General features: G+C 71.9%; 22 protein-coding genes and 1 pseudogene. 7 read left to right on the forward strand and 16 right to left on the reverse strand.

What is annotated here, in order from left to right; translation table 11 throughout:
* Positions 1-282 precede the first annotated feature (282 nt).
* From tyrS to ACRWNP_RS20760, 4 genes and pseudogenes are all read right to left on the reverse strand, one after another.
* Complete coding sequence (gene tyrS, locus ACRWNP_RS20745; RefSeq protein ID WP_431963487.1) at positions 283-1,548, reverse strand: tyrosine--tRNA ligase; 1,266 nt, start codon at positions 1,546-1,548, stop codon at positions 283-285.
* Positions 1,545-1,991 (reverse strand): DNA-3-methyladenine glycosylase, encoded by a 447-nt coding sequence (locus ACRWNP_RS20750; protein WP_431963655.1) that lies wholly within the window; start codon positions 1,989-1,991, stop codon positions 1,545-1,547. The genes tyrS and ACRWNP_RS20750 overlap by 4 nt, the downstream gene beginning before the upstream one ends.
* 134 nt (positions 1,992-2,125) lie before the next feature.
* Entirely contained in the window at positions 2,126-2,737 is a 612-nt protein-coding gene (locus ACRWNP_RS20755) for a DNA-3-methyladenine glycosylase (RefSeq protein ID WP_431963489.1), read from the reverse strand.
* A 20-nt stretch (positions 2,738-2,757) separates the two neighbouring features.
* A pseudogene (locus tag ACRWNP_RS20760) lies at positions 2,758-3,009 on the reverse strand (DNA-3-methyladenine glycosylase); the annotation flags it as partial.
* A gap of 84 nt (positions 3,010-3,093) precedes the next feature.
* On the opposite strand from ACRWNP_RS20760, the gene ACRWNP_RS20765 reads away from it, so the two are divergent.
* The 3 genes from ACRWNP_RS20765 (at position 3,094) to ACRWNP_RS20775 (ending at position 5,369) form a co-directional block, all read left to right on the forward strand.
* On the forward strand, positions 3,094-3,876 hold the full coding sequence (locus ACRWNP_RS20765) for a sporulation protein (RefSeq protein ID WP_431963491.1): 783 nt from the start codon (positions 3,094-3,096) through the stop codon (positions 3,874-3,876).
* 46 nt (positions 3,877-3,922) lie between these two features.
* Positions 3,923-4,456 carry a YbhB/YbcL family Raf kinase inhibitor-like protein gene (locus tag ACRWNP_RS20770; RefSeq protein WP_431963493.1) on the forward strand — a complete coding sequence of 178 codons (534 nt, stop codon included), beginning with the start codon at positions 3,923-3,925 and terminating at the stop codon, positions 4,454-4,456.
* A 409-nt stretch (positions 4,457-4,865) separates the two neighbouring features.
* Positions 4,866-5,369 (forward strand): HNH endonuclease, encoded by a 504-nt coding sequence (locus tag ACRWNP_RS20775; RefSeq protein WP_431963495.1) that lies wholly within the window; start codon positions 4,866-4,868, stop codon positions 5,367-5,369.
* Between the two features lie 27 nt (positions 5,370-5,396).
* On the opposite strand, the gene ACRWNP_RS20780 is transcribed toward ACRWNP_RS20775, so the two are convergent.
* The 4 genes from ACRWNP_RS20780 to ACRWNP_RS20795 all read right to left on the reverse strand — a co-directional run bounded on the left by ACRWNP_RS20780 (position 5,397) and on the right by ACRWNP_RS20795 (position 8,661).
* Positions 5,397-6,164, reverse strand: coding sequence for a sulfite exporter TauE/SafE family protein (locus tag ACRWNP_RS20780; RefSeq protein ID WP_431963497.1), 768 nt, complete (start codon positions 6,162-6,164; stop codon positions 5,397-5,399).
* A gap of 102 nt (positions 6,165-6,266) precedes the next feature.
* Positions 6,267-7,208, reverse strand: a complete 942-nt coding sequence (locus ACRWNP_RS20785) for an SPFH domain-containing protein (RefSeq protein ID WP_431963499.1) — start codon at positions 7,206-7,208, stop codon at positions 6,267-6,269.
* A 126-nt stretch (positions 7,209-7,334) separates the two neighbouring features.
* A complete protein-coding gene (locus ACRWNP_RS20790) occupies positions 7,335-7,745 on the reverse strand; it encodes an NfeD family protein (RefSeq protein ID WP_431963657.1) in 411 nt (136 codons plus the stop codon).
* Positions 7,746-7,869: 124 nt separating this feature from the next.
* Positions 7,870-8,661 carry an ABC transporter ATP-binding protein gene (locus ACRWNP_RS20795; protein ID WP_431963501.1) on the reverse strand — a complete coding sequence of 264 codons (792 nt, stop codon included), beginning with the start codon at positions 8,659-8,661 and terminating at the stop codon, positions 7,870-7,872.
* A 113-nt stretch (positions 8,662-8,774) separates the two neighbouring features.
* On the opposite strand from ACRWNP_RS20795, the gene ACRWNP_RS20800 reads away from it, so the two are divergent.
* Positions 8,775-9,572 carry a hypothetical protein gene (locus tag ACRWNP_RS20800; protein WP_431963503.1) on the forward strand — a complete coding sequence of 266 codons (798 nt, stop codon included), beginning with the start codon at positions 8,775-8,777 and terminating at the stop codon, positions 9,570-9,572.
* A 66-nt stretch (positions 9,573-9,638) separates the two neighbouring features.
* Here the strand turns inward: ACRWNP_RS20800 and ACRWNP_RS20805 are convergent, their stop codons facing one another.
* From ACRWNP_RS20805 to ACRWNP_RS20820, 4 genes are all read right to left on the reverse strand, one after another.
* Positions 9,639-9,878 (reverse strand): chaplin, encoded by a 240-nt coding sequence (locus ACRWNP_RS20805; RefSeq protein ID WP_431963504.1) that lies wholly within the window; start codon positions 9,876-9,878, stop codon positions 9,639-9,641.
* Positions 9,879-10,124: 246 nt separating this feature from the next.
* Positions 10,125-10,373 carry a chaplin gene (locus tag ACRWNP_RS20810; RefSeq protein WP_361795778.1) on the reverse strand — a complete coding sequence of 83 codons (249 nt, stop codon included), beginning with the start codon at positions 10,371-10,373 and terminating at the stop codon, positions 10,125-10,127.
* A 258-nt stretch (positions 10,374-10,631) separates the two neighbouring features.
* Positions 10,632-11,276, reverse strand: coding sequence for a response regulator (locus tag ACRWNP_RS20815; protein WP_431963506.1), 645 nt, complete (start codon positions 11,274-11,276; stop codon positions 10,632-10,634).
* Positions 11,269-12,423 carry a GAF domain-containing sensor histidine kinase gene (locus ACRWNP_RS20820; RefSeq protein ID WP_431963508.1) on the reverse strand — a complete coding sequence of 385 codons (1,155 nt, stop codon included), beginning with the start codon at positions 12,421-12,423 and terminating at the stop codon, positions 11,269-11,271. The genes ACRWNP_RS20815 and ACRWNP_RS20820 overlap by 8 nt, the downstream gene beginning before the upstream one ends.
* Positions 12,424-13,044: 621 nt before the next feature.
* Between ACRWNP_RS20820 and ACRWNP_RS20825 the strand changes: the two genes are divergently transcribed.
* A complete protein-coding gene (locus ACRWNP_RS20825; RefSeq protein ID WP_431963510.1) occupies positions 13,045-13,788 on the forward strand; it encodes a transglycosylase SLT domain-containing protein in 744 nt (247 codons plus the stop codon).
* A gap of 81 nt (positions 13,789-13,869) precedes the next feature.
* Here ACRWNP_RS20825 and ACRWNP_RS20830 read toward each other — a convergent pair whose 3' ends face one another.
* The gene (locus ACRWNP_RS20830) at positions 13,870-16,470 is read right to left on the reverse strand and encodes an FHA domain-containing protein (protein WP_431963512.1); all 2,601 of its coding nucleotides are present in this window, start codon (positions 16,468-16,470) and stop codon (positions 13,870-13,872) included.
* Positions 16,471-16,650: 180 nt separating this feature from the next.
* Here ACRWNP_RS20830 and ACRWNP_RS20835 point away from each other — a divergent pair, with 180 nt between their 5' ends.
* Together ACRWNP_RS20835 and serB are read left to right on the forward strand one after the other, a co-directional pair.
* Complete coding sequence (locus tag ACRWNP_RS20835; RefSeq protein ID WP_431963514.1) at positions 16,651-18,387, forward strand: streptophobe family protein; 1,737 nt, start codon at positions 16,651-16,653, stop codon at positions 18,385-18,387.
* A gap of 70 nt (positions 18,388-18,457) precedes the next feature.
* Complete coding sequence (serB, locus tag ACRWNP_RS20840; protein WP_431963516.1) at positions 18,458-19,699, forward strand: phosphoserine phosphatase SerB; 1,242 nt, start codon at positions 18,458-18,460, stop codon at positions 19,697-19,699.
* Positions 19,700-19,823: 124 nt separating this feature from the next.
* On the opposite strand, the gene ACRWNP_RS20845 is transcribed toward serB, so the two are convergent.
* The 3 genes from ACRWNP_RS20845 to ACRWNP_RS20855 form a co-directional block, all read right to left on the reverse strand.
* Complete coding sequence (locus tag ACRWNP_RS20845; RefSeq protein WP_431963518.1) at positions 19,824-20,345, reverse strand: SixA phosphatase family protein; 522 nt, start codon at positions 20,343-20,345, stop codon at positions 19,824-19,826.
* Positions 20,346-20,417: 72 nt separating this feature from the next.
* Positions 20,418-20,654, reverse strand: a complete 237-nt coding sequence (locus tag ACRWNP_RS20850; protein WP_431963660.1) for a hypothetical protein — start codon at positions 20,652-20,654, stop codon at positions 20,418-20,420.
* A 174-nt stretch (positions 20,655-20,828) separates the two neighbouring features.
* Positions 20,829-20,951, reverse strand: a complete 123-nt coding sequence (locus ACRWNP_RS20855) for an SGM_5486 family transporter-associated protein (RefSeq protein ID WP_431963520.1) — start codon at positions 20,949-20,951, stop codon at positions 20,829-20,831.
* Positions 20,952-20,997: the final 46 nt, after the last annotated feature.

The raw sequence follows: 20,997 nt of genomic DNA on the forward strand, positions 1-20,997 counted from the left end.
TCGCTTTCGGCGTTTCCGCCTCGGCGACATTCACTACGTTAGCGGATTCCTTCGCGTCATGCGAATTCATCCCGCACTCGCCGTTCGATTCCACGCCAATGAAATTCGAGAGCACGAAAGTGCGCCCGAAATCTTCGGGGTGATGTCGTCGTGGTGAGTGACCGCCGATCGGAGGATCCGGACGAACCGGGCGCACCGTCTCAAGCGGCTCGGGCTACGTTACGCAAGTGCGGCGGCGGAGTCAAGCTCCGCCGCCGCTCAAACGTGGAAAACCGGCCGACGTCAGCCGCCGGCGACCTCGACGGCCGCCAGGCTCTTCTTGCCGCGCCGCAGCACGAGCCAGCGGCCGTGCAGCAGGTCGGCGGCCCCGGGCGTCGCGTCCTCGTCACCGATCTTGACATTGTTCACGTACGCGCCGCCCTCCTTGATGGTGCGGCGGGCCGCTGACTTGCTGGCCACGAGCCCGACCTCGGCGAAGAGGTCGGCGACGGAGGCCAGCTCGGCGACCTTGGCGTGCGGCAGTTCGCCGAGCGCCGCGGCGAGGGTCCGCTCGTCGAGCTCGGCGAGTTCGCCCTGGCCGAAAAGTGCCTTGGACGCGGCGATCACCGCGGCGCACTGCTGGGCACCGTGGACAAGGGTGGTGAGCTCCTCGGCGAGGGCACGCTGTGCGGCGCGAACCTGCGGCCGCTCCTCGGTGAGCCGCTCCAGTTCCTCGATCTCCGCCTGCGACTTGAAGCTGAAGATGCGCAGGAACTTGGACACGTCGCGGTCGTCGGCGTTCAGCCAGAACTGGTAGAAGCCGTACGGCGTGGTCATCTCGGGGTCGAGCCAGACCGTGCCGGACTCCGTCTTGCCGAACTTCGTGCCGTCGGCCTTGGTGATGAGCGGGGTGGCGAGGGCGTGCACGGAGGTGCCTTCGACGCGCCCGATGAGGTCGATGCCGGCCGTCAGATTGCCCCACTGGTCGCTGCCGCCGGTCTGCATGGTGCAGCCGTACCGGCGGTAGAGCTCCAGGAAGTCCATGCCCTGGAGGATCTGGTAGCTGAACTCCGTGTAGCTGATGCCTGCCTCGGAGTTGAGCCGGCGGGCGACGGCCTCCTTGGCGATCATCTTGTTGACCCGGAAGTACTTGCCCATGTCGCGCAGGAACTCGATGGCCGACAGGCCCGAGGTCCAGTCGAGGTTGTTGACCATCACCGCGGCGTTCGGGCCCTCGAAGGAGAGGAAGGGCTCGATCTGGGCGCGGATCCGCTCGACCCAGCCGGCGACGACACCGGCGTCGTTCAGCGTCCGCTCGGCGGTCGGCTTGGGGTCGCCGATCAGACCGGTGGCGCCGCCGACCAGGGCGAGCGGCCGGTGGCCGGCCAGCTGGAGCCGGCGGATGGTGAGGATCTGCACCAGGTTGCCGAGGTGGAGGCTGGGAGCGGTGGGGTCGAAGCCGCAATAGACCGTGACCGGGCCGTCCGCGAACGCCTTGCGCAGTGCGTCCTCGTCGGTGGAAACGGCGATCAGCCCTCGCCACCGCAGCTCGTCGACGATGTCCGTCACGGTTCTCGTGCCTCCTGGTGTCGTTCGGTGCCTCGTACTCGTTCGTACGGAGTCTTTCCGAGACTACGCGTTCCGCTCGACTCCTTTTGCGCCCCCCGGTGCGCGGTAGCGGCTGACGGTGGGGTCGCCGCCAGTCCGGATACGCCAGGGGTGGGCGGCGCCGCCGCTGACGCCGGTGCGCGGTCCGGTGCGGACCGCCGCGGGGTCGGGCGGCGTGCCGGTGAGGACGCGGAAGGCGGAACCGGCGGGGTCGCCAGGCATACGTCGGCGCCGTTGAGGGCGCGGTCGATGTCGAGTGCGGTGGCGAGGCGGGCGGGCCCCTGGGTGAGGTCGTGGGGGCGTCGTGAGGTGACCCGGCGCTCGCGGGATCGACGCCCTCGATGAGGTCTCCGCCCCGGCAGGATTCCGCCGGGGTCGCCCTGCGGAGCGCAGGCGACGTGCAGGGCGAGCGATCATCTGCGCCAGGCTCGGCCCCACCCCGAGGGGCGAGGAGTCCAAGGGCGGGAACCTGACACAACGGGTCGAGCTGAGTCGGTCGCTGTGCGACCGGAACGGCTGGTCCGTCGTAGGTGACGGCTCAGGCTCCGCCGGGCGGCTTGGCTCTGGGGCTCAGCCGGTACGCCGAGACTGTTGGATCACCGGCGAGGTAGAAGCGGTGTTGCCAGTCGTGGGCCTTGCTCACGCCGACCCGAGGACCAACCTGGATGAGCGCGGCAGGTACCGGCTCGCCCTCGGACAACATGACCGACGTGCCTGTCAGGAGGTCTGCGCCGTTGTGTTCCGCCGTGATGCCGAGTGCCTGGCAGAAGTTCCCCGGACCTCGGGCAAGCCGTGGGCTTTCGACCCTCTCCCCTCGCCGCTCGCGTGCCAGGTCCTCCCCCTCGACGACCCTGCCTGCCCGGATGAGGACAGCCGAGGCGATGCCGTCCGTCCCGGTGACGACGTTGGCGCACCAGTGAAGACCGTGGGAGCGGTAGACGTACAGGTGTCCTGCGGGTCCGAACATGACGGCGTTGCGGGGTGTCCGGCCCCGGTAGGCGTGGGAAGCTGGATCAGCCGTACCGGAGTACGCCTCGGTCTCCGTGATGGCGATGCTCACGGTCCCCTCGGGGGTCTTGCAGGTGAGGAGACTCCCGAGCAGCTTGGGAGCGACCTCTTCGGCAGGGTGGGCGAGGAGGTCGACGTTCATGCTGACCGCCTCGACACGCGATAGGTGAAGTAGACGTACGCGTGGCCGGGCGGGCCGAACATGACCGCGTTGCGGTCGGCGCGTCCGCGGTGGGTGTGGGAGCCGGGGTCGAGTGGGCCGGCGTAGGTCTCGACCTCGGTCGGCCTGAGCGCGACGGGGCCGTCGTCCGTCCTGCGTACGAGCGTTCGCCCCAGGAGGTCGGGAGCCACCTCCAGCACCGGCCGGTCGAAGAAGGACCTGGGGAGAGGGGTGCTTTCAGGAGGGGGGATCATGCGGTACGAGAGTAATGGAACCGTTCGGGGTGGGGCCACGTTCGTATGGACCGAGGCAACCGCCAGTAAAGGGAGAGGGACATCGTGGGCTTCAAGAAGCTGCTTGCGAGCTTGGGCGCCGGTGGCGCGTCGGTCGAGACGGTACTCAACGAGCCGAACGTCGTCCCGGGCGGGGTCGTCCAAGGCGAGGTCCGCATCCAGGGCGGCTCGGTGCCGCAGCAGATCGAGGGGCTGTCGGTGGGCCTGCAGGCCCGCGTCGAGGTCGAGGGCCAGGACACGGAGTACAAGCAGGACGTCGAGTTCCACCGGCAGCGGCTGGGCGGGGCGTTCGAGGTGCAGCCGGGTGCGGTGCACGTGGTGCCGTTCGGGCTGGAGATCCCGTGGGAGACCCCGATCACGACCTTCCTGGGGCGTCACCTGACGGGGATGAGCGTCGGGGTGACCACGGAGCTGGCGATCGCCCGAGCGGTGGACTCCGGTGACCTCGACCCGATCAACGTGCATCCGGTGCCGGCGCAGCAGGCGATCCTCGACGCGTTCGGCCAGCTGGGCTTCGGCTTCAAGAACGCGGACCTGGAGCGCGGGCACATCCGCAACACGCGGCAACGGCTGCCGTTCTACCAGGAGATCGAGTTCTTCGCGCCGCAGCAGTACCGCGGGCTGAACCAGGTCGAGCTGAGCTTCGTCGCCGACGGTCACGAGATGGACGTCGTCCTGGAGATGGACAAGAAGCCGGGGCTGTTCAGCGAGGGCAGCGACGCCTTCCGCTCGTTCACGGTGGACCTGAACAACTTCCACACGACCGATTGGGCGGGGTACCTCAACCAATGGCTGGCCGAGGTCGGCGGGAAGCGCAACTGGTTCTAGGATCGGCGGGCGGAAGCGCGTTTCGCGATCAGCAGGAGGTACCGAGGTGACCGAACAGCAGCGGCGGCCGCTCCCCCACGATTTCCATCCGCCGGTGGCGTCGTTCGCGGTGGTGAGCGATGACATCGAGCCGGGTGGCACGCTGAAGGACTCCCAGGTCTACGCCAAGGGCAACGTCTCGCCTCACCTGCGGTGGGAGGGCTTCCCCGAGGGGACCAGGAGCTTCGCCGTCACGTGTTACGACCCCGACGCGCCCACGGGAAGCGGTTTCTGGCACTGGGTGCTCTTCGACATCCCGGTGTCGGTGACGGAGCTGCCGGCGGGCGCCGGCAGCGACGGCTTCAAGGGGCTGCCCGAGGGTGCGGTGCACGTGCGCAACGACTACGGCAGCAGGGACTTCGGCGGTGCCGCACCGCCGCCCGGCGACGGGCCGCACCGGTACGTGTTCACCGTGTACGCGGTGGACCAGGAGAAGCTGGGGCCGGACGGGGACGTGTCGCCCGCCGTCGTCGGCTTCAACCTGCGGTTCCACGCGATCGCGCGGGCCAACTTGATCGGCGAGTACGAGAATCCGCAGTAGTCGTGTCGCCCCGGCCGCGGGCCGGGCGTCCCGAAATCCCGTTGCGCCCCGGCGCTCCCGCATCGCACTGTGGTGTCTGCCTGGTGACCTGACCGTCACCGGGGGTCGGCACCGCAGTGGCGGGGGCGGCGGGGCGTTGCGCTGTGCGGTTCTCGCCGCGCGACCTGCCTGCCGTCCGCCGGAGCCCGGTCATGCGCCCGGGCGTCCACGCCGATCGCCGCGCTCCGGGCGCCCCTGACCCTACGGGGGTGGGCGCCCGGGGTGGCCGGCCCCAGGGTCCGCTGTTTTGTTTCCTGTTTCTTCCTGTTCGCTTTGACGTGCGGAAATTGCGTTGTCCGCACGGGTATCGCCCGGTCACAGTGGAGCCACCTCGCCGCCGGGGCGGGGATGGACCCGAGGGGTGGGCGACGTGCGTGAGACGCTGGTGCTGAACGCGACCTTCGAGCCGCTGTCGACTGTGTCGCTGCGGCGTGCGGTGGTGCTGGTCATGCAGGACAAGGCCGTGGTCGAGCAGGCTCATCCCGGGCTGCGGATCCGCGCGGCGGCGGTGGAGGTACCGGTGCCGCAGGTGATCAGGCTCTGCAGGTACGTGAGGGTGCCCTTCCGACAACGGGCGGCGTGGTCGCGGCGGGGTGTGCTGGTCAGGGACCGGCACAGGTGCGCGTACTGCGGCCGGCGGGCGACGACCGTGGACCACGTGCTGCCGCGTTCGCACGGTGGCGGGGACACCTGGCTGAACACGGTGGCGTCGTGCGCGGAGGACAACCACCGCAAGGCGGACCGTACGCCGGAGCAGGCGGGGATGCGGCTGCTGACGCAGCCGTTCGAGCCGACGCCGGCGGACGCGCTGCTGCTGCACCTGGGGCTGAAGGACCGTGAGGGCGTTCCGCACTGGCTCGCGCTGCCGGCCTGAGCCCTGAGCCCCGAGGCGGTCGCCCGGCTACTTCAGCAGGAGCTGGGTGATCGCCACGAGGCCCACGACGACGATGACGCCGCGCAGGGCGACGGGCGGCAGGCGGCGGCCGATGCGGGCGCCGAGGACACCGCCGAGCGCGGCCCCGACGGCGATGAGCGCGACGGCGGTCCAGTCGAAGTCGGCGACGAAGACGAAGAACACCGCGGCGACCCCGTTGACCATCAGCGCGAGGACGTTCTTCACCGCGTTGATCCGCTGCCAGGACTCCTCGAGGAGGACGCCCATCAGGGAGAGGTAGATGACCCCCTGGGCGGCGCCGAAGTAGCCGCCGTACATGCCGGCGAGGAGGAGTCCCCCGAGCAGGACCGGGCCGCCGTGCTCGGGGACGTGGGTGCCGTTGCCGGACCGGCGGGCCTGCAGGGCGCGGGTGAGCCGGGGCTGGACGACGACGAGGACGAGGGCGAGTCCGATGAGGACCGGCACGATCGTGTCGAAGGCCTGGGAGGGGAGCGTCAGCAGCAGGACGGCCCCGGTGAGTCCGCCGACGAGTGCGGCGGCGCCCAGGCGCAGCAGGCGGGTGCGCTGTCCGGCGAGTTCACGCCGGTAGCCGATGGCGCCGCTGACGGAGCCGGGCACGAGGCCGAGGGTGTTGGAGACGTTGGCCATGACGGGCGGCAGGCCGACGGCCAGCAGGACGGGGAAGGTGATGAGCGTGCCGGAGCCGACGACGGTGTTGATGGTGCCGGCCCCGATTCCGGCCGCGAACACGGCCAGGGCTTCCCAGTAGGTCATAGGCGTCTCCATGGTCGGTGCGGCTCCCCTCCCCCCGGCGGGACCGGGGGAGCCCGAGCGCACGGATCATGTCATACGCGTTTGCGGCGGCCGCCGCGCTGCTCAGTCCTTGTCGAGCCGGGGGGTCTCGCGGCGGGTGCCGCCCTCGCCGTTGTTGGGGCCGCTGCCCGGGGCTCCGGGGAGGTTGACGATGCCGCCGAGGCCCTTGAGGGCGTCGTTGAGCTCGCTCGGGATGATCCAGAGCTTGTTGGACTCGCCCTCGGCGATCTTGGGCAGCATCTGCAGGTACTGGTAGGCGAGCAGCTTCTGGTCGGGGTCACCCGCGTGGATGGACTCGAAGACCGTGCGGATGGCCTGGGCCTCGCCCTCCGCCTTGAGGGCGGCGGCCTTGGCCTCACCCTCGGCGCGCAGGATCGCGGACTGCTTCTCGCCCTCGGCGGTGAGGATCTGGGACTGCCGGATGCCCTCGGCGGTGAGGATGGCGGCGCGCTTGTCGCGGTCGGCGCGCATCTGCTTCTCCATCGAGTCCTGGATGGAGGTCGGCGGCTCGATGGCCTTGAGCTCGACGCGGTTGACGCGGATGCCCCACTTGCCGGTGGCCTCGTCGAGGACGCCGCGCAGGGCCGCGTTGATCTCCTCACGGGAGGTCAGGGTCCGTTCCAGGTCCATGCCGCCGATGATGTTGCGGAGGGTGGTGACGGTGAGCTGCTCGATCGCCTGGATGTAGCTGGCGACCTCGTAGGTGGCGGCCCGCGCGTCGGTGACCTGGTAGTAGATGACCGTGTCGATGTTGACGACCAGGTTGTCCTGGGTGATCACCGGTTGCGGCGGGAACGGCACGACCTGCTCACGCAGGTCGATGCGGTTGCGGATGGTGTCGATGAACGGCACCACGATGTTGAGGCCCGCGCTCAGGGTCCTGGTGTAGCGGCCGAAGCGCTCGACGATCGCCGCGCTGGCCTGCGGGATGACCTGGACCGTCTTGATGAGCGCGATGAAGACGAGCACCACCAGGATGATCAGGACGATGATGATCGGCTGCACGTCCACTCCCACGCCGTTTGCCGGTGACTATCCGTACGAAGACATGATCAAGTCTGGCAGAACCCGCGCGGAGGCGGGCCGGGTTCGGCGAATTCCCGTGCCGTCTCCGGTGCGGGGCGCACGCGATCACACCACGACGGCCGTCGCGCCCTCGATCTCGACGACGTCCACGCTCTCGCCGGGGTCGAAGGCCCGTCCCGCGTCGAGGGCGCGGGCCGACCAGACCTCGCCGTTGAGCTTGATCCGGCCGCCGTGCACGTCGACCCGTTCCAGGACGACGGCCTGGCGGCCCTTGAGCGCGTCAATGCCGCTGCGCAACTCCGGTCGCTGCGCGCGGCTCCGGTTGGCCAGCGGGCGTACGACGGCGATGCCCGCGACCGAGACAATGACGAAGATCAGCACCTGCGGAGTGATGCCGAGGCCGAGGCCGGCCGCGATCGCGGCGGCGACGGCTCCGACCGCGAACATCCCGAACTCGGGCATCGCGGTCACCACAAGCGGAATACCCAGCCCCACGGCGGCGATCAGCCACCACAACCAGTCGTCCACGGGCCCATCGTAGGGGTCCGCAGTGGATCTGTGACAGGGTGCGACGGCTCTCCCCGACGCTTTTGGCGCGGGGCTTCGTGCGCGGGTGGCCCTCAGCGGGTCACTTCAGGGGTCACTTCAGGGGCAGCCCGCTGGCGGTCCAGCGGTCGCCCCGGCGCTCGACGACGAGCGGGAGGCCGAAGCACAGGGAGAGGTTGCGGGAGCTGAGCTCGGTCTCCATGGGGCCGGCGGCGACGACCTTGCCCTGGCGGATCATCAGGACGTGGGTGAAGCCGGGGGCGATCTCCTCGACGTGGTGGGTGACCATCACCATGGAGGGGGCGATCGGGTCGCGGGCGAGCCGGCCGAGGCGGCGGACGAGGTCCTCGCGGCCGCCGAGGTCGAGGCCGGCGGCGGGCTCGTCCAGCAGGAGGAGCTCGGGGTCGGTCATCATGGCGCGCGCGATGAGGGTGCGCTTGCGCTCGCCCTCGGAGAGGGTGCCGAACTTGCGGTCGAGGTAGTCGCTCATGCCGAGCCGGTCGAGGAAGGCGCGGGCGCGGTCCTCGTCGACCTGCTCGTAGCTCTCCTGCCAGTGCGCGGTCATGCCGTACGCGGCGGTGAGCACGGTCTCCAGGACGGTCTGCCTGCGCGGCAGCTTCTCGGCCAGGGCGACGCCCGCGATGCCGATGCGGGGGCGCAGTTCGAAGACGTCGACGCCGCCCATCTTCTCGCCGAGGATCTGGACGGTGCCGGAGGTCGGGAAGAGGTAGCTCGAGGCGATGTTCAGCAGAGTCGTCTTGCCGGCGCCGTTGGGACCGAGGATGACCCATCGCTCGCCCTCGGCGACCGACCAGGAGACCTGGTCCAGCAGAGCCCGGCCGTCTCGGACCACGGATACGTCCACCAGCTCCAGAACATCGCTCATGAGCGTGTTGTCTCCCACTTCCCGATCGCATGTCTGCCGTCGTGAGCACCTGTAGGCGCTGCCCCAGGAAATCTACGCCACCCCCGGGGCACCCCAGTCCTTAGGCTGGGGGGATGCTCGACGAACCTCGCTCAGGACGGCTGGCGGCTTGGGGAAATGCCCTGATTGCCGGACTTGCCGCGCCGGATGACGCAGCTCAGGAAGTGATCGCCGACGATTCGGCCCACCGGATCTCCGGACTCCCCGGGGAGGACGGCCCGGTGGGGCTGACGCTGGGGCTGGGACGGTTGCGCGCGCTCGGCGTGTCCGGGCTGCGGATCGCGCTCCCGGTGCCCGGACACCCGCTCGGGCTCAGCGGGCCGCCGGAGTTCAACGCGCGGGCACTCGCGGCGGGCGAGGCGGTCATCGCCGTCGGCGGACCGGCCATCGGCCTGGTGCCGGAGGTCACGGAGGCCGGGCCGCGTGGGGACGTGCACGTGTCGGTCGAGTGGCGGTGCCTGGAGGTGCGGGACGCTCCGCCGGCGGACGTGCCGTCGCTGGGCGAGGCGGAACGGGAGCTCGCGGAGGCACTGCGGGACGCCACACAGGCGCTGGCGCGGCTGGACGTGGCCGGCGCGGGCCCGGCGGCGCAGGAGGCTCTGGAGGCGTACCGGGCGCGGGCGGCGCGCGGCCGCGAGGTGCTGGCGCCGGGGTATCCCCCGCGGGCGGTGCGGGTGCTGGAACTGGCCCAGCGGGTGGGTGCTCTGGTCGGGATCGCGACGGGCGCGCGGGCCGGGCACGGGGCGGCGGTCAGCGCCTCGGAGATCGCCGCCCGGGCGGAGCTGCTGCGGCCCGTGGAGCGTACGGCGCGGCGGGCGCAGGTGGCGGCGTACAACGCGTACGTCGAGGAGGCCGAGCGGCGCCGCGGCTGAGGCCGGCCGTCAACGGGCGAAGGCCCCGCGGACGACGCTGTCCACGGGGCCTTCCGTCCGCGCACGTCAGCGGTTGAAGCAGACGTTGCCGATCGCGGGGTTCAGAAGGGCAAGACCGTTGATGGTGTTGCCGCACAGGTTGATCGGGATGTTCACCGGAACCTGGATCACGTTGCCGGAGAGCACACCGGGCGAGCCGGCGGCCACGGCACCCGCGTGGGAGTCGGCGAGCGCGGTACCGGCCGAACCGGCAGCGGCCGCACCGGCAGCGGCGATGATCAGGGCGGCCTTCTTGGCGCTGTTCATGAAACTGTTCCTCCTGTGATGGCGCGGCCCGGTTCGAGGAGCCGCACTGTGAGGAACGCGGAGCCCGGGGCGGTGACACGGGGAGGGCGCCGGAAACCTCCGTACGGCGGAATCCGCGTGTCGCACCGCGGCGCGCCGCGCGCCGTACCGCCGAAGGTCCCCGAGCTGCGCGAACGGACCGGCCCCGGGGCGGCGGAGCGCTCCGGGGCCGGTGGTCACGGCCGCGCCGTGGGGTGGCGTCCTGGGTCAGCGGTTGACGCAGACGTTCCCGATGGCCGGGTTCAGCAGACCGATGACGCTGATGGTGTTGCCGCAGACGTTCACCGGGACGTGCACCGGCACCTGGATGACGTTGCCCGAGACCACACCGGGGCTGTTCTTCGCGCCACCGTGGGCCTGGGCGCCACCGGTGTGGGCGGAGGCGGCACCCGCGCCGACCATGGCGAGGCTTCCGGCGACCATGGCGACGGCGGCGGCCTTGTGCAGGTTCTTCACGTTCTTGACCCTCCTTGCATGGGTGCCGCGGCAGTCGCCGCAGCACGCCATGGAGAACGGCCCACGCCCGGCCAGGTTGCGCCATCCGGGCGACATACACCCGACGGTATGAATCTCACTCCGGACCGCGACGATCCGCTTGTCCTACCGCTAAGCGCCCCGGCTTTCGCGGCGGCGCGTGCCCGGATGGGCCGTCCGGTTCCGTCCGGTTCGTCCGGTATTCCGTCCGGTTCCGCTGGGCCGGCTGGTGCCGCCGGGTCAGCTGCCGATGCCGTGCCGCACCGCCCACAGGGCGGCCTGGGTGCGGTCGGAGAGGTCCAGCTTCATCAGGATGTTCGACACGTGGGTCTTGACCGTCTTCTCCGACAGCACCAGGGCGCGGGCGATCTCCCGGTTGGAGCGGCCCTCCGCGATCAATGACAGCACCTCGCGCTCCCGGTCGGTGAGGGTGCTCCCGCGACCCTGCCCCGGGCCGTTGTCCTCCGGGGAGAGCAAGGCGTCGGCGACCTCCGGCTGCAACAGCACATGACCGGCGTGCACCGAGCGGATGGCGCCGGCCAGCGCGTCCGGGTCCACGTCCTTGTAGACGTACCCGGCCGCGCCCGCGCGCAGCGCCGGGACGACGGTGCGCTGCTCGGTGAAGCTGGTCACAACCAGGACGCGGGCCTTGGTGCCGTTGTCGCGCAGCCGGCGCAAAGCCTCGATGCCGTCGACGCCCGGCATCCGGACGTCCATCAGGATCACGTCGGGGGCGAGTTCCCCGGCGCGCTGCACGCCCTCCTCGCCGTCCCCCGCCTCGCCGACCACCTCGATGTCGGGCTGCACCTCGAGGAAGGTCCGCAGGCCGCGGCGGACCACCTGGTGGTCGTCGACCACCAGGACGCGAATGGGGCCGTCAGCCACCGGGCACCTCCATCTCGATCACGGTGCCCTTGCCGGGCGCCGAGTCCACCGTCAGTCCGCCGCCGACCCCGTCGGCCCGGTCCCGCATGGAGACCAGTCCCAGGTGACGGCCGGCGCGGCGCACCGCGGACGGATCGAAGCCCCGCCCGTCGTCGCGCACCGTGAGCACCGCTCCCCTGCCCCGGCCCTCCAGGCGCACCGTCACCGAGGCGGCGTCCGCGTGGCGCAGCGCGTTGTGCAGGGCTTCCTGGGCGACCCGCAGCAGCGCCTCCTCCTGGGCGGCGGGCAGGGCGCGGACCTGGCGGTGGGCGAAGGAGACGCGGGCCGAGTGCGCCCGGTCCAGGACGTCGACCTGGGTGCGCAGGGTGGCCAGCAGGCCGTCCTCGTCCAGCGCGGCGGGCCGCAACTCCACCACGACCGCGCGCAGTTCGTCGGCGGCCTCGGCGGCGAGCGTGGCGACCTGCTTCAACTCCTCGCGGGCGCGTGCCGGATCGCGGGCCACCAGGGCGGACGCGGCCTGGGCGGTCAGCCGCAGCGAGAACAGCTTCTGCGAGACGGCGTCGTGCAGTTCGTGGGCGATGCGGGCCCGTTCCCCGGCCAGGGTCAGCTCACGACTGCGCTCGTACAGGCGGGCGTTGCTGAGGGCAATGGCGGCGTGCGCGGCCAGGGTGCGCAGCAGTTCCTCGTCCTCCTCGGTGAAGCCCCGGCCGTCCTCCCCCGGGCGGGTGGCGCAGCGCTTGTTGGCCAGGAAGAGGGCGCCCAGGATCTCATCGCCGTCCACCACGGGCATGCCGAGGAAGTCGGCCATGTCGGGGTGCGCGGACGGCCAGCCGCCGAAGCGGGGGTCGCGCTTCACGTCGGGCAGGCGCTGCGGGGTGGCCTCGTGCAGCATCGCCGCGAGGATGCCGTGCTGCCGGGGCAGCGGGCCGATCGCCTTCCACTGCTCGTCGCTGACGCCGTCGACGACGAACTGGGCGAAGCCGCCGTGGTCGTCCGGCACGCCGAGCGCCGCGTACTCGGCCTCGAGCAGTTCGCGGGCGGACGAGACGATCGTCTGCAGGACCTCGCGCACTTCCAGGTGCCGGCTCATGGCGAGGACGGCCGCGCTCACCGCCTCGATGCCGCGTCGGGACGATCGGCTGGACATGACATCACCGTACCGGCGGGGTGCGGCCGGCAGGATCGGCCGGGTGGCCGAGCGTCGCCGGTCCGTGGACCTAGGCCGAAGTTCCTTCCCCCGGCGCTGTGGGCGACCGAGGTGCCCGGGACGGGCCCGTTCCTGCGGTGGGGGCAGCGCCGGGCGCCGGCCTGGCGGCGGGGCTATGACACGTCATGCCGGTGGCGGTCGAGGAGGCGGTGGCCGGGCGGGAGCTGCTGGAACGGGGCCACGAGGCCGCGGGGGCGGGTTGCCTCTGGCACGGGTTCGGGGACGTCAACCTGCTGCTGCCCCGACCGGCCCGTCCGGGGCACGTGGCGTCGCGTCGCGGTCGCGGTGCGCGACGCGCCTGTGAGGCGGGGCACAGGACGTACGTCACGTACGAAGGCGCGTAGTAGGAAGCGGGCGGCGCGAACGGCCGGAGGTACGCGTGTGCCGTATCCGGCCGGTCCGGCCACTACGACTTCGGGTAGTAATGGGTTGGTTTGGTCGGAGAATTCGCCGGGGCTAAGAATGCTCGGGTCGCTCCGCGCCGCGTTCGACACGCGGCGCTTCTCCTTGCCCGAGGGCGGAATGGGGCGCGCGCAGCCGAATGGAAGAGGTCACTCCCCCATGCAGCTCCCGACGATCCCGAAGTTCGACCGTCTGACCAAGACCCACAAGTACTCCGCCGCCGGCATCGCCGCGGCCGGTGTGGGCGTCCTGGCCATCACCGGTGTGACCGGGACCAGCGGGACGGCACAGGCCTCCGGCAGGGCGGCGGAAGCGGCCACCGGACAGGCGCGGTCCGCCGCGGCCCAGCAGCACGCCGCGCACGTCGCGCACCGCAAGGTCCTTGCGAAGCAGCACGCCGCCCACGTCGCGCACCAGGCCGCGACGCGCAAGCGCCAGGCCGCGGAGCACGCGCGCCACGCCGCCCACCTGGCGCACCGGGCCCACGCGAGCCGGCAGGAGCAGCAGGCCGCCAACCGCAGCCACGAGCGCAGGGCCCTCGTCCCGCAGCAGCGGCACGCGGCCTCGGCACCGGCACCGCGCGCGGCCGCGCCGCAGGCGCCCGCCGCGCCGTCCGGCACCCCGCAGCAGATGGCGCAGCAGATCATCGGTGACGCGGCGCAGTTCCAGTGCTTCTCCAACATCGTGATGCACGAGAGCACCTGGAACCCCTACGCGGTCAACCCCTCCTCCGGCGCGTACGGCCTGGTCCAGGCGCTGCCGGGCGCCAAGATGGCCTCCGCGGGCGCCGACTGGCGCACCAATCCGGCCACGCAGATCAAGTGGGGTCTGGACTACATGAACGGGCGCTACGGCAGCCCCTGCGGCGCCTGGTCGTTCTGGCAGGCCAACCACTGGTACTGAGCCGGCCGGCGCGGACATGCGGAAGGCGGCGGTTCCCCTCCTCGGGGGGGCCGCCGCCTTCCGTTGGCGTACGCGGGGCCGCTACTTGCGCATGACCTCGGGCTCGTGGCGGCGCAGCAGCCTCAGGACGAGGATGCCGCAGAAGAGGGCGATGCCGAGCAGGATCGCCATGTCGAACCCCCACTGGCTCGCCGAGTGCTCCCACAGCGGGTCCAGGTTGTCGGGCTTGGCCTGGTCCCACGGCGGCATGAGCCGGCCGAGGTCGAGGGTGGCGCCGGCGGCGCCGACGGCCCAGCGGGAGGGCATCAGCCAGGCGACCTGTTCCAGGCCGGCGGTGCCGAAGATCTGGAACAGGACGCCGGTGAAGACGACCTGGACGATCGCGAACATCACCAGCAGGGGCATGGTCTTCTCGGCGGTCTTCACCAGCGAGGAGATGACCAGGCCGAACATCATCGAGGTGAAGCCCAGCGCGATGACCACCAGGGTGATCTCCGCGGCCGGGAAGCTCTTGACGATCAGGCCCTCGTCGGGGAGCCTGCGCACCGACAGCCCGATCGCGCAGATGATGACGCCCTGCAGGGCGCTGATCAGGCCGAGTACGAAGACCTTGGACAGCAGGTACGCGGAGCGGGACAGGCCGGTGGCGCGTTCCCGTTCGTAGATCACCCGCTCCTTGATCAGCTCGCGCACCGAGTTGGCGGCGCCCGAGAAGCAGGCGCCCACCGCGATGATCAGCATGATGGTGCCCGCGTCGGCGTTGAACTTGCCGGCCTCGTCGGGCGGCGCCAGACCGGACTTCGCCGGGATGACCACGCTCACCAGGCCGAGGACGGCCGGGAGGATCACCATCAGCGCCATGAAGCCCCTGTCGGACGCGATCACCGACAGATAGCGGCGGACGAGGGTGACGAACTGGGCCGGCCAGCTCTGCGGCTTGGGCGGCTTGGCCCGCTGCGGTGCGGCGCCTACGGACTGCGGGGCGACCGCGTCCAGGTCCGCGGCGTAGATCTGGTAGTGCTGGGAGCCGCGCCAGCGACCGGACCAGTCGTAGTCGCGGTAGTTCTCGAAGGCGGAGAAGACGTCGGCCCAGGTTTCGTAGCCGAAGAAGTTCAGCGCCTCCTCGGGCGGGCCGAAGTAGGCCACGGCGCCACCCGGCGCCATCACCAGCAGCTTGTCGCACAGGGCGAGTTCGGCCACCGAGTGGGTCACGACGAGCACGGTGCGGCCGTCGTCCGCGAGGCCGCGCAGCAGCTTCATCACGTCGCGGTCCATGCCCGGGTCGAGGCCGGAGGTGGGCTCGTCCAGGAAGATCAGAGAGGGCTTGGTGAGCAGTTCCAGGGCGACGGAGACGCGCTTGCGCTGGCCGCCGGAGAGCGAGGTGACGCGCTTGTCGGCGTGCACGTCGAGCTTGAGCTCGCGCAGCACCTCGTCGATGCGGGCCTCGCGCTCGGCGGCCTTGGTGTCGCCGGGGAAGCGGAGCTTGGCCGCGTAGCGCAGGGCTCTGCGGATCGTCAGCTCCTTGTGCAGGATGTCGTCCTGCGGGACGAGACCGATGCGCTGCCGCAGCTCGGCGAACTGCTTGTAGAGGTTGCGGCTGTCGTACAGCACCTCGCCCTCTTCGGCCGGGCGGTAGCCGGTCAGGGCGCGCAGCAGCGTCGACTTGCCGGAGCCGGACGGGCCGATGACGGCGATCAGCGACTTCTCGGGGACGCCGAAGGAGACATCGTTGAGGATGGTCTTGGTGGTACTGCCCTGGGGCACGCGGACGGTGAGCCGGCGGGCGGAGAAGGAGATCTCACCGGTGTCGACGAATTCCTCGAGCTGGTCGCCGACGAGCCGGAAGGTGGAGTGGCCGACGCCCACGATGTCGTTGGGCCCCAGCAGATGACGCTGTATCGGCTGGCCGTTGACATATGTGCCGTTGTGGCTGCCCAGGTCGACGATCTCGTAGCGGCCGTCGGGGTGTGCCCGGAACTCCGCGTGGAAACGGGAGACCTGCAGGTCGGAGACGACCAGGTCGTTCTCCAGGGCACGGCCGATCTTCATGACGCGGCCGAGCACGAGGTGGTGGAAGGTGGTCGGGCTGCGGTCACCGTAGACGGGCGGCGCGCCGCCGGCGCCCGACGGCCCGTGCGGGGACGGGATGTACGCCTGAGGCCCCCGCTGGTCCGGCCGCGGGCCCGACGAGGGCTGCGGCACGTGGGCGGCGGACGACCCCTTCCCCCAGCCGCCCTGTCGCGGCGGGGCCACCGAGTTGTGAGGCGCCGCCTGCGCCGCCGGTCCGGACTGGCGGGCCTGTTGCGGGTTCGCCAGCGCGGTCTCGGCGCTGTAGATGTCGCCGCCGGCCGCGGCACCGCCGCTGAAGTTCAGACGCGGGCCGTCGGTGGCGTTGCCGAGGTTGACGGCGGCCCCTGCGGCGACGTCGTAGGCGTGGACGCGCTGGCCCTGCACATAGGTGCCGTTGGTACTGCCGAGGTCCTCGATGACCCAACCACGCTCGCCGCGGCGGATGGTGGCATGCCGCCAGGAGACCCGCGCGTCGTCGAGGACGACGTCCGACTGCGGATCCCGGCCGAGGCTGTACGACCTGGCCGGATCGAGCGCCCAGGTCCGTCCGTTCAGTTCGAGTACGAGTCCAGGCACCCCAAGCCCCACAAAGTTGTCCCCCGAGTTCCCCATGAGGGGAGTCTAGGGATTGCGAACATCGGGAGGAACTATTCCAGGCACGCCCACTCGTCAGGAAGTCACGCCGAAGGAGTGATATGAACCCTCTTCCGAGAAGCCGTTGACGCCACCGAAACACCACCGGAGAGTGGTAACCGCCCATGAACCGTGCGGATCACGACGGATCAGGGCACCATGCATCGCAGGCGGTTCGGACGCGAGACCTCGGGGGCGGGCATGACCGCGTACACCTCCACACCTTCGAACGCGCCCGCGCGCCCGGGGCGCCCGGCCCCCTGGGGCGGTGTGCTGCTCTCCGCGGTCGCCGCGGTGAGCTGGGCGTACCTGGGGATGGTGGGGGCCGCCGCGCTGGGCCTGCACCTGCTCGGCGCGGACACAGCGGGCTCGCTCGGGCCGATGACGGCGGCCGTGGTCGCGATGGCGGTGGGCGGCAAGGTCGTCCCCTCCGGTGACGTCGCGGTGTTCGGGCTGGACGGCGCGGGCGGCGAGGGCCGGCTGGACCTCATGCCGCTGGGCGTCGGCCTCGTGGGGGCCCTGCTGCTCGCCTGGGTGTTCCTGCGGTCCCTGCGCGGGGCCGGGCTGACCGTCCCAGGGGGTGAACTCGCCGCACGGGCCGGGACGGTGGTGGTGCTCTTCGTGGCGCTGCTGGGCGCGTTGGCGTGGGCGGGGGAGGACACCATCGCGCTCGACGGCGCCGCGCTGGGCGGGGACAGGGGCGGCGGCCTGACGGACCGGCTGCCGGGCATCGGTGACCTCGGCGGCGGCCTCGGGGACGGGCTGCAGGACCTGATCGACGCCAAGGCGTCGGTGAGTTTCCACGTCGCCACCGGCCGCACCCTGCTGGGCGGCTTGCTGTGGGTGCTGGTCGTCCTGCTGCTGGCGCTGCTCACCTCGCGCCGTACGCCGCTGCCGCCCGCCCTGGAGGGGCTGCACCGCGGCGTCCGGCCCGCAGCGTCGGCGCTGCGCTGGGTCCTGCTGCTGGCCGTCGTCGCGGGCTGCGCCGCGGCCGGGTACGCGGCGGTGACGGGTGACGAGCCGGGCCGGATCGCCGGGGCCGCCCTGCTGGGGGCGCCCAACGGGGTGTGGCTGGCGGTGCCGCTCGGGCTGTTCGTGTCCTGGCGGGGCACGGCCACCGGCGAGCTGGCCAAGGTGCTCCCGGATCCGCTGGACCGGCTGCTGTCGACCAGCGTGCGGGAGCCGGTGACCCCCGCCAGGCTGGCCGAGTACGACCAGCGGGTGTGGCTGCTGACCGTCGCCGCGGCGCTGATGATGCTGGCAGCGGGGGCGCTGGCGGCCGCCCGCACCCCGCTGTGGGGGTCGACACGGGCCGGGTACGCGGGGCGCTGCGCGGTGCGGCTCGGCCTCGCCACGGCGCTCGCCTTCCCGCTGCTGGTGTGGGTGACGGGCGTCTCGGTGAACGCGGGCGTCTCGGTCTTCGGCTTCGACGCCGTGGGCGCCGGCGTCGACCTGCATGGCAGCCTTCCCCTGGCCTTCCTGCTGGGCGCCGCGTGGGGGGCGGTGGCGGGCGGCGCGGGGGCGCTGCTGACACTGCTGACGGGCACGGCCGGGCGCCGGGTGTCGCCGTACGCGCTGCGCCGGGCGGCCGAGGCTGCGGCCGGGGAGAGCAGCTCCCGCACGTATCCGGGCATCGCCTACCAGCCCGGGCCGTACCTCCCGAGCCCCGGCTACGGCCCCCCGGACGCCGGGTCCAACCCCTACCGGCAGCCCCCGCAGGGTCAGGCACCGCAGGGCCCACCGCCCCAGGGCCAGTCGCCGCATTCCGCGCGGACCGTCACCGGGGCGCCACTGCCCCCGCCGCCCGGTCCTCCCCCGGGGCCTCCGCCCGGCCCGTCACGCGGCCCGTGGCGCGAGGGCCCGCCACCGCCCGGCGCGCCCGGGGGCCGCCGCTGACCACGGACGGTGTCCGCCAGGCGGAACACATGTCCGTCCCGGGCACGCTGCCCGATACGGTGGAGAGACCATGAACGACGCATCGCAGGCGACCGCTGCCACCGCCGCCAATGTGCCGACACTGCTGGTCAAGATCTTCGGGAAGGACCGGCCGGGGATCACCGCCGGGCTCTTCGAGACGCTGGCCCGCTTCCAGGTGAACGTCATCGACATCGAGCAGGTCGTCACCCGGGGGCGCATCGTGCTCTGCGCCCTGGTGCCCGCGCCCACGGACCGTTCCGTGGAGGGGGAGCTGCGCGCGACGGTGCACGCGTGGGCGGAGACGATGCGCCTGCAGGCCGAGATCATCTCCGGCATCGGTGACAACCGGCCGCGCGGCGAGGGCCGCTCCCATGTGACGGTGCTGGGGCACCCGCTGACCGCGGAGTCCACGGCGGCCATAGCCGCCCGGATCACCGGCACGGGCGGCAACATCGACCGCATCTTCCGGCTCGCGAAGTACCCGGTCACGGCGGTGGAGTTCGCCGTGTCCGGTGTCGCCACCGACACGCTGCGCCCCGCGCTGGCCCTGGAGGCCCACGAACGCGGGGTGGACGTGGCCGTGGTGTCGGCGGGCCTGCACCGCCGGGCGCGGCGCCTGGTGGTCATGGACGTGGACTCCACCGTCATCCAGGACGAGGTGATCGAGCTCTTCGCGGCGCACGCGGGCTGCGAGGACCAGGTCGCCGAGGTGACGGCCGCGGCGATGCGCGGCGAACTGGACTTCGAGCAGTCCCTGCACGCCCGGGTCGCCCTGCTCAAGGGGCTGGACGAGTCCGTGGTGGACAAGGTCCGCCAGGAGGTGCGGCTGACGGCCGGGGCCCGCACGCTGATCCGCACGCTCAAGCGGATGGGCTACCAGGTGGGCGTGGTCTCCGGGGGCTTCACGCAGGTCACCGACGACCTCAAGGAGCGCCTGGGGCTGGACTTCGCCGCCGCCAACACCCTGGAGATCGTGGACGGCAAGCTCACCGGCCGGGTGACCGGCGAGGTCGTGGACCGGGCGGGCAAGGCCCGGCTGCTCAGGCGCTTCGCGGCGGAGGCCGGGGTGCCGCTGAGTCAGACCGTCGCCATCGGTGACGGCGCCAACGACCTCGACATGCTCAATGCCGCGGGCCTCGGGGTCGCCTTCAACGCCAAGCCGGTGGTGCGGCGGGCCGCGGACGCCGCGGTCAACGTGCCGTTCCTGGACACCGTGCTCTACCTGCTGGGCATCACCCGCGAGGAGGTCGAGGCGGCCGACGCCGGGGACGGGGCGGCAGCCGCGGTCTGACCGGCGTCCGACCAGCGCGGACCACGGGCACGGCGAGGGGCCCCGGAGCACCCACCTCACCCACCTGCTCCGGGGCCCCTTCCGTACGGTCCCCGGGGCGCGCCCTGCCGCAGCCGGGCGCGGCTCAGTCGTGCGGCGACCAGAAGTCGACGAGGCGGCCGAGCCCGTGCTCGACCGTCTTCCACGGACCGGTGAAGGTGATGACCGCGATGGCCGCCGTCGGGAAGCCGGTGCGGTTCATCCGCGCGCGGGCGTCGCCGTCGCTCTCCCCCGCGAGGGCGTCGGCGAGCGCGTGGATGGCCGGATTGTGGCCCACCAGCAGTACCTGGTCGACGTCCTCAGAGGTCTCGTTGAGCAGGGCGATCAGGTCACCGAGGGTGGCGTCGTAGAGGCGCTCCTCGTAGACGGTGCGGGGGCGGTGCGGGAGTTCGTGGGCGGCCAGCTTCCACGTCTCGCGGGTGCGCGTGGCAGAGGAGCAGAGGGTCAGGTCGATCGGGATGCCCAGCTCGGCGAGCCTGCGGCCGGCGACGGGAGCCTCCTTGCGTCCCCGCTCCGCCAGCGGTCGCTCGTGGTCGGGGACGTCAGGCCAGTCGGCTTTGGCGTGCCGGAGCAGGACGATCCGGCGGGGCGATGCAGCTGCGCTCATGACCCTCAGCTTTCCAGAAATCCGGCCGCCAGGCGCGGGCTGCGGGACGGATCACGGTTCGCCGCGGGAGGGTCACAGCAGGCGCTGCAGGAGCCCCGGGAGGCCTTCGCCGACCGCGTGCAGGAGCTGTCCGACAGGCTCCGCGGCCGAGGCCTCCGCGGCCCCCGGGCCCGCGACCAGGGCGAGCAGCGCCGCGAAGGCGAGCGCGGGCAGGGCGAGCGCCCACCACGGCAGGCGCGTCTGCGTGCCGCCCCCAGCCGCCGGGCGGGCGGCGCGGGTGAGCGGGGTACGCGAGGGAACAGCCTGCATGGACACGGGTCGCCTCCGTTGGTCAGCCGGGGTGCCGGAGCGTTGTCCGACCTTGCACCACGACGCTACGGAAAGGCGGCCGCCGGTCCCATCGGGTGGCCCACCCACTTGACCCTGACCCTGGCCCCCTAGGGGAGGTGGGGTTGTCCCTACCCCGGCTCTCGGGGTGGCGGGTCAGCCGAGCTTGGCGCCGATGACGGCGATCACCGCCACGAGGGCGGGCACGGCCATCATGAGGCCGAAGATGATCAGGAGCTTCTTCTGCGGCTGCGGAGGGTTGGGCTCGAGCACGGGCATGCCGCCCAGTCTCGCATCCGGCGGCGGTACCCGCGCACGCGGGTGG

The organism is Actinacidiphila sp. bgisy160 (genome assembly GCF_965342435.1).
Classification (GTDB): Bacteria; Actinomycetota; Actinomycetes; order Streptomycetales; family Streptomycetaceae; genus Actinacidiphila.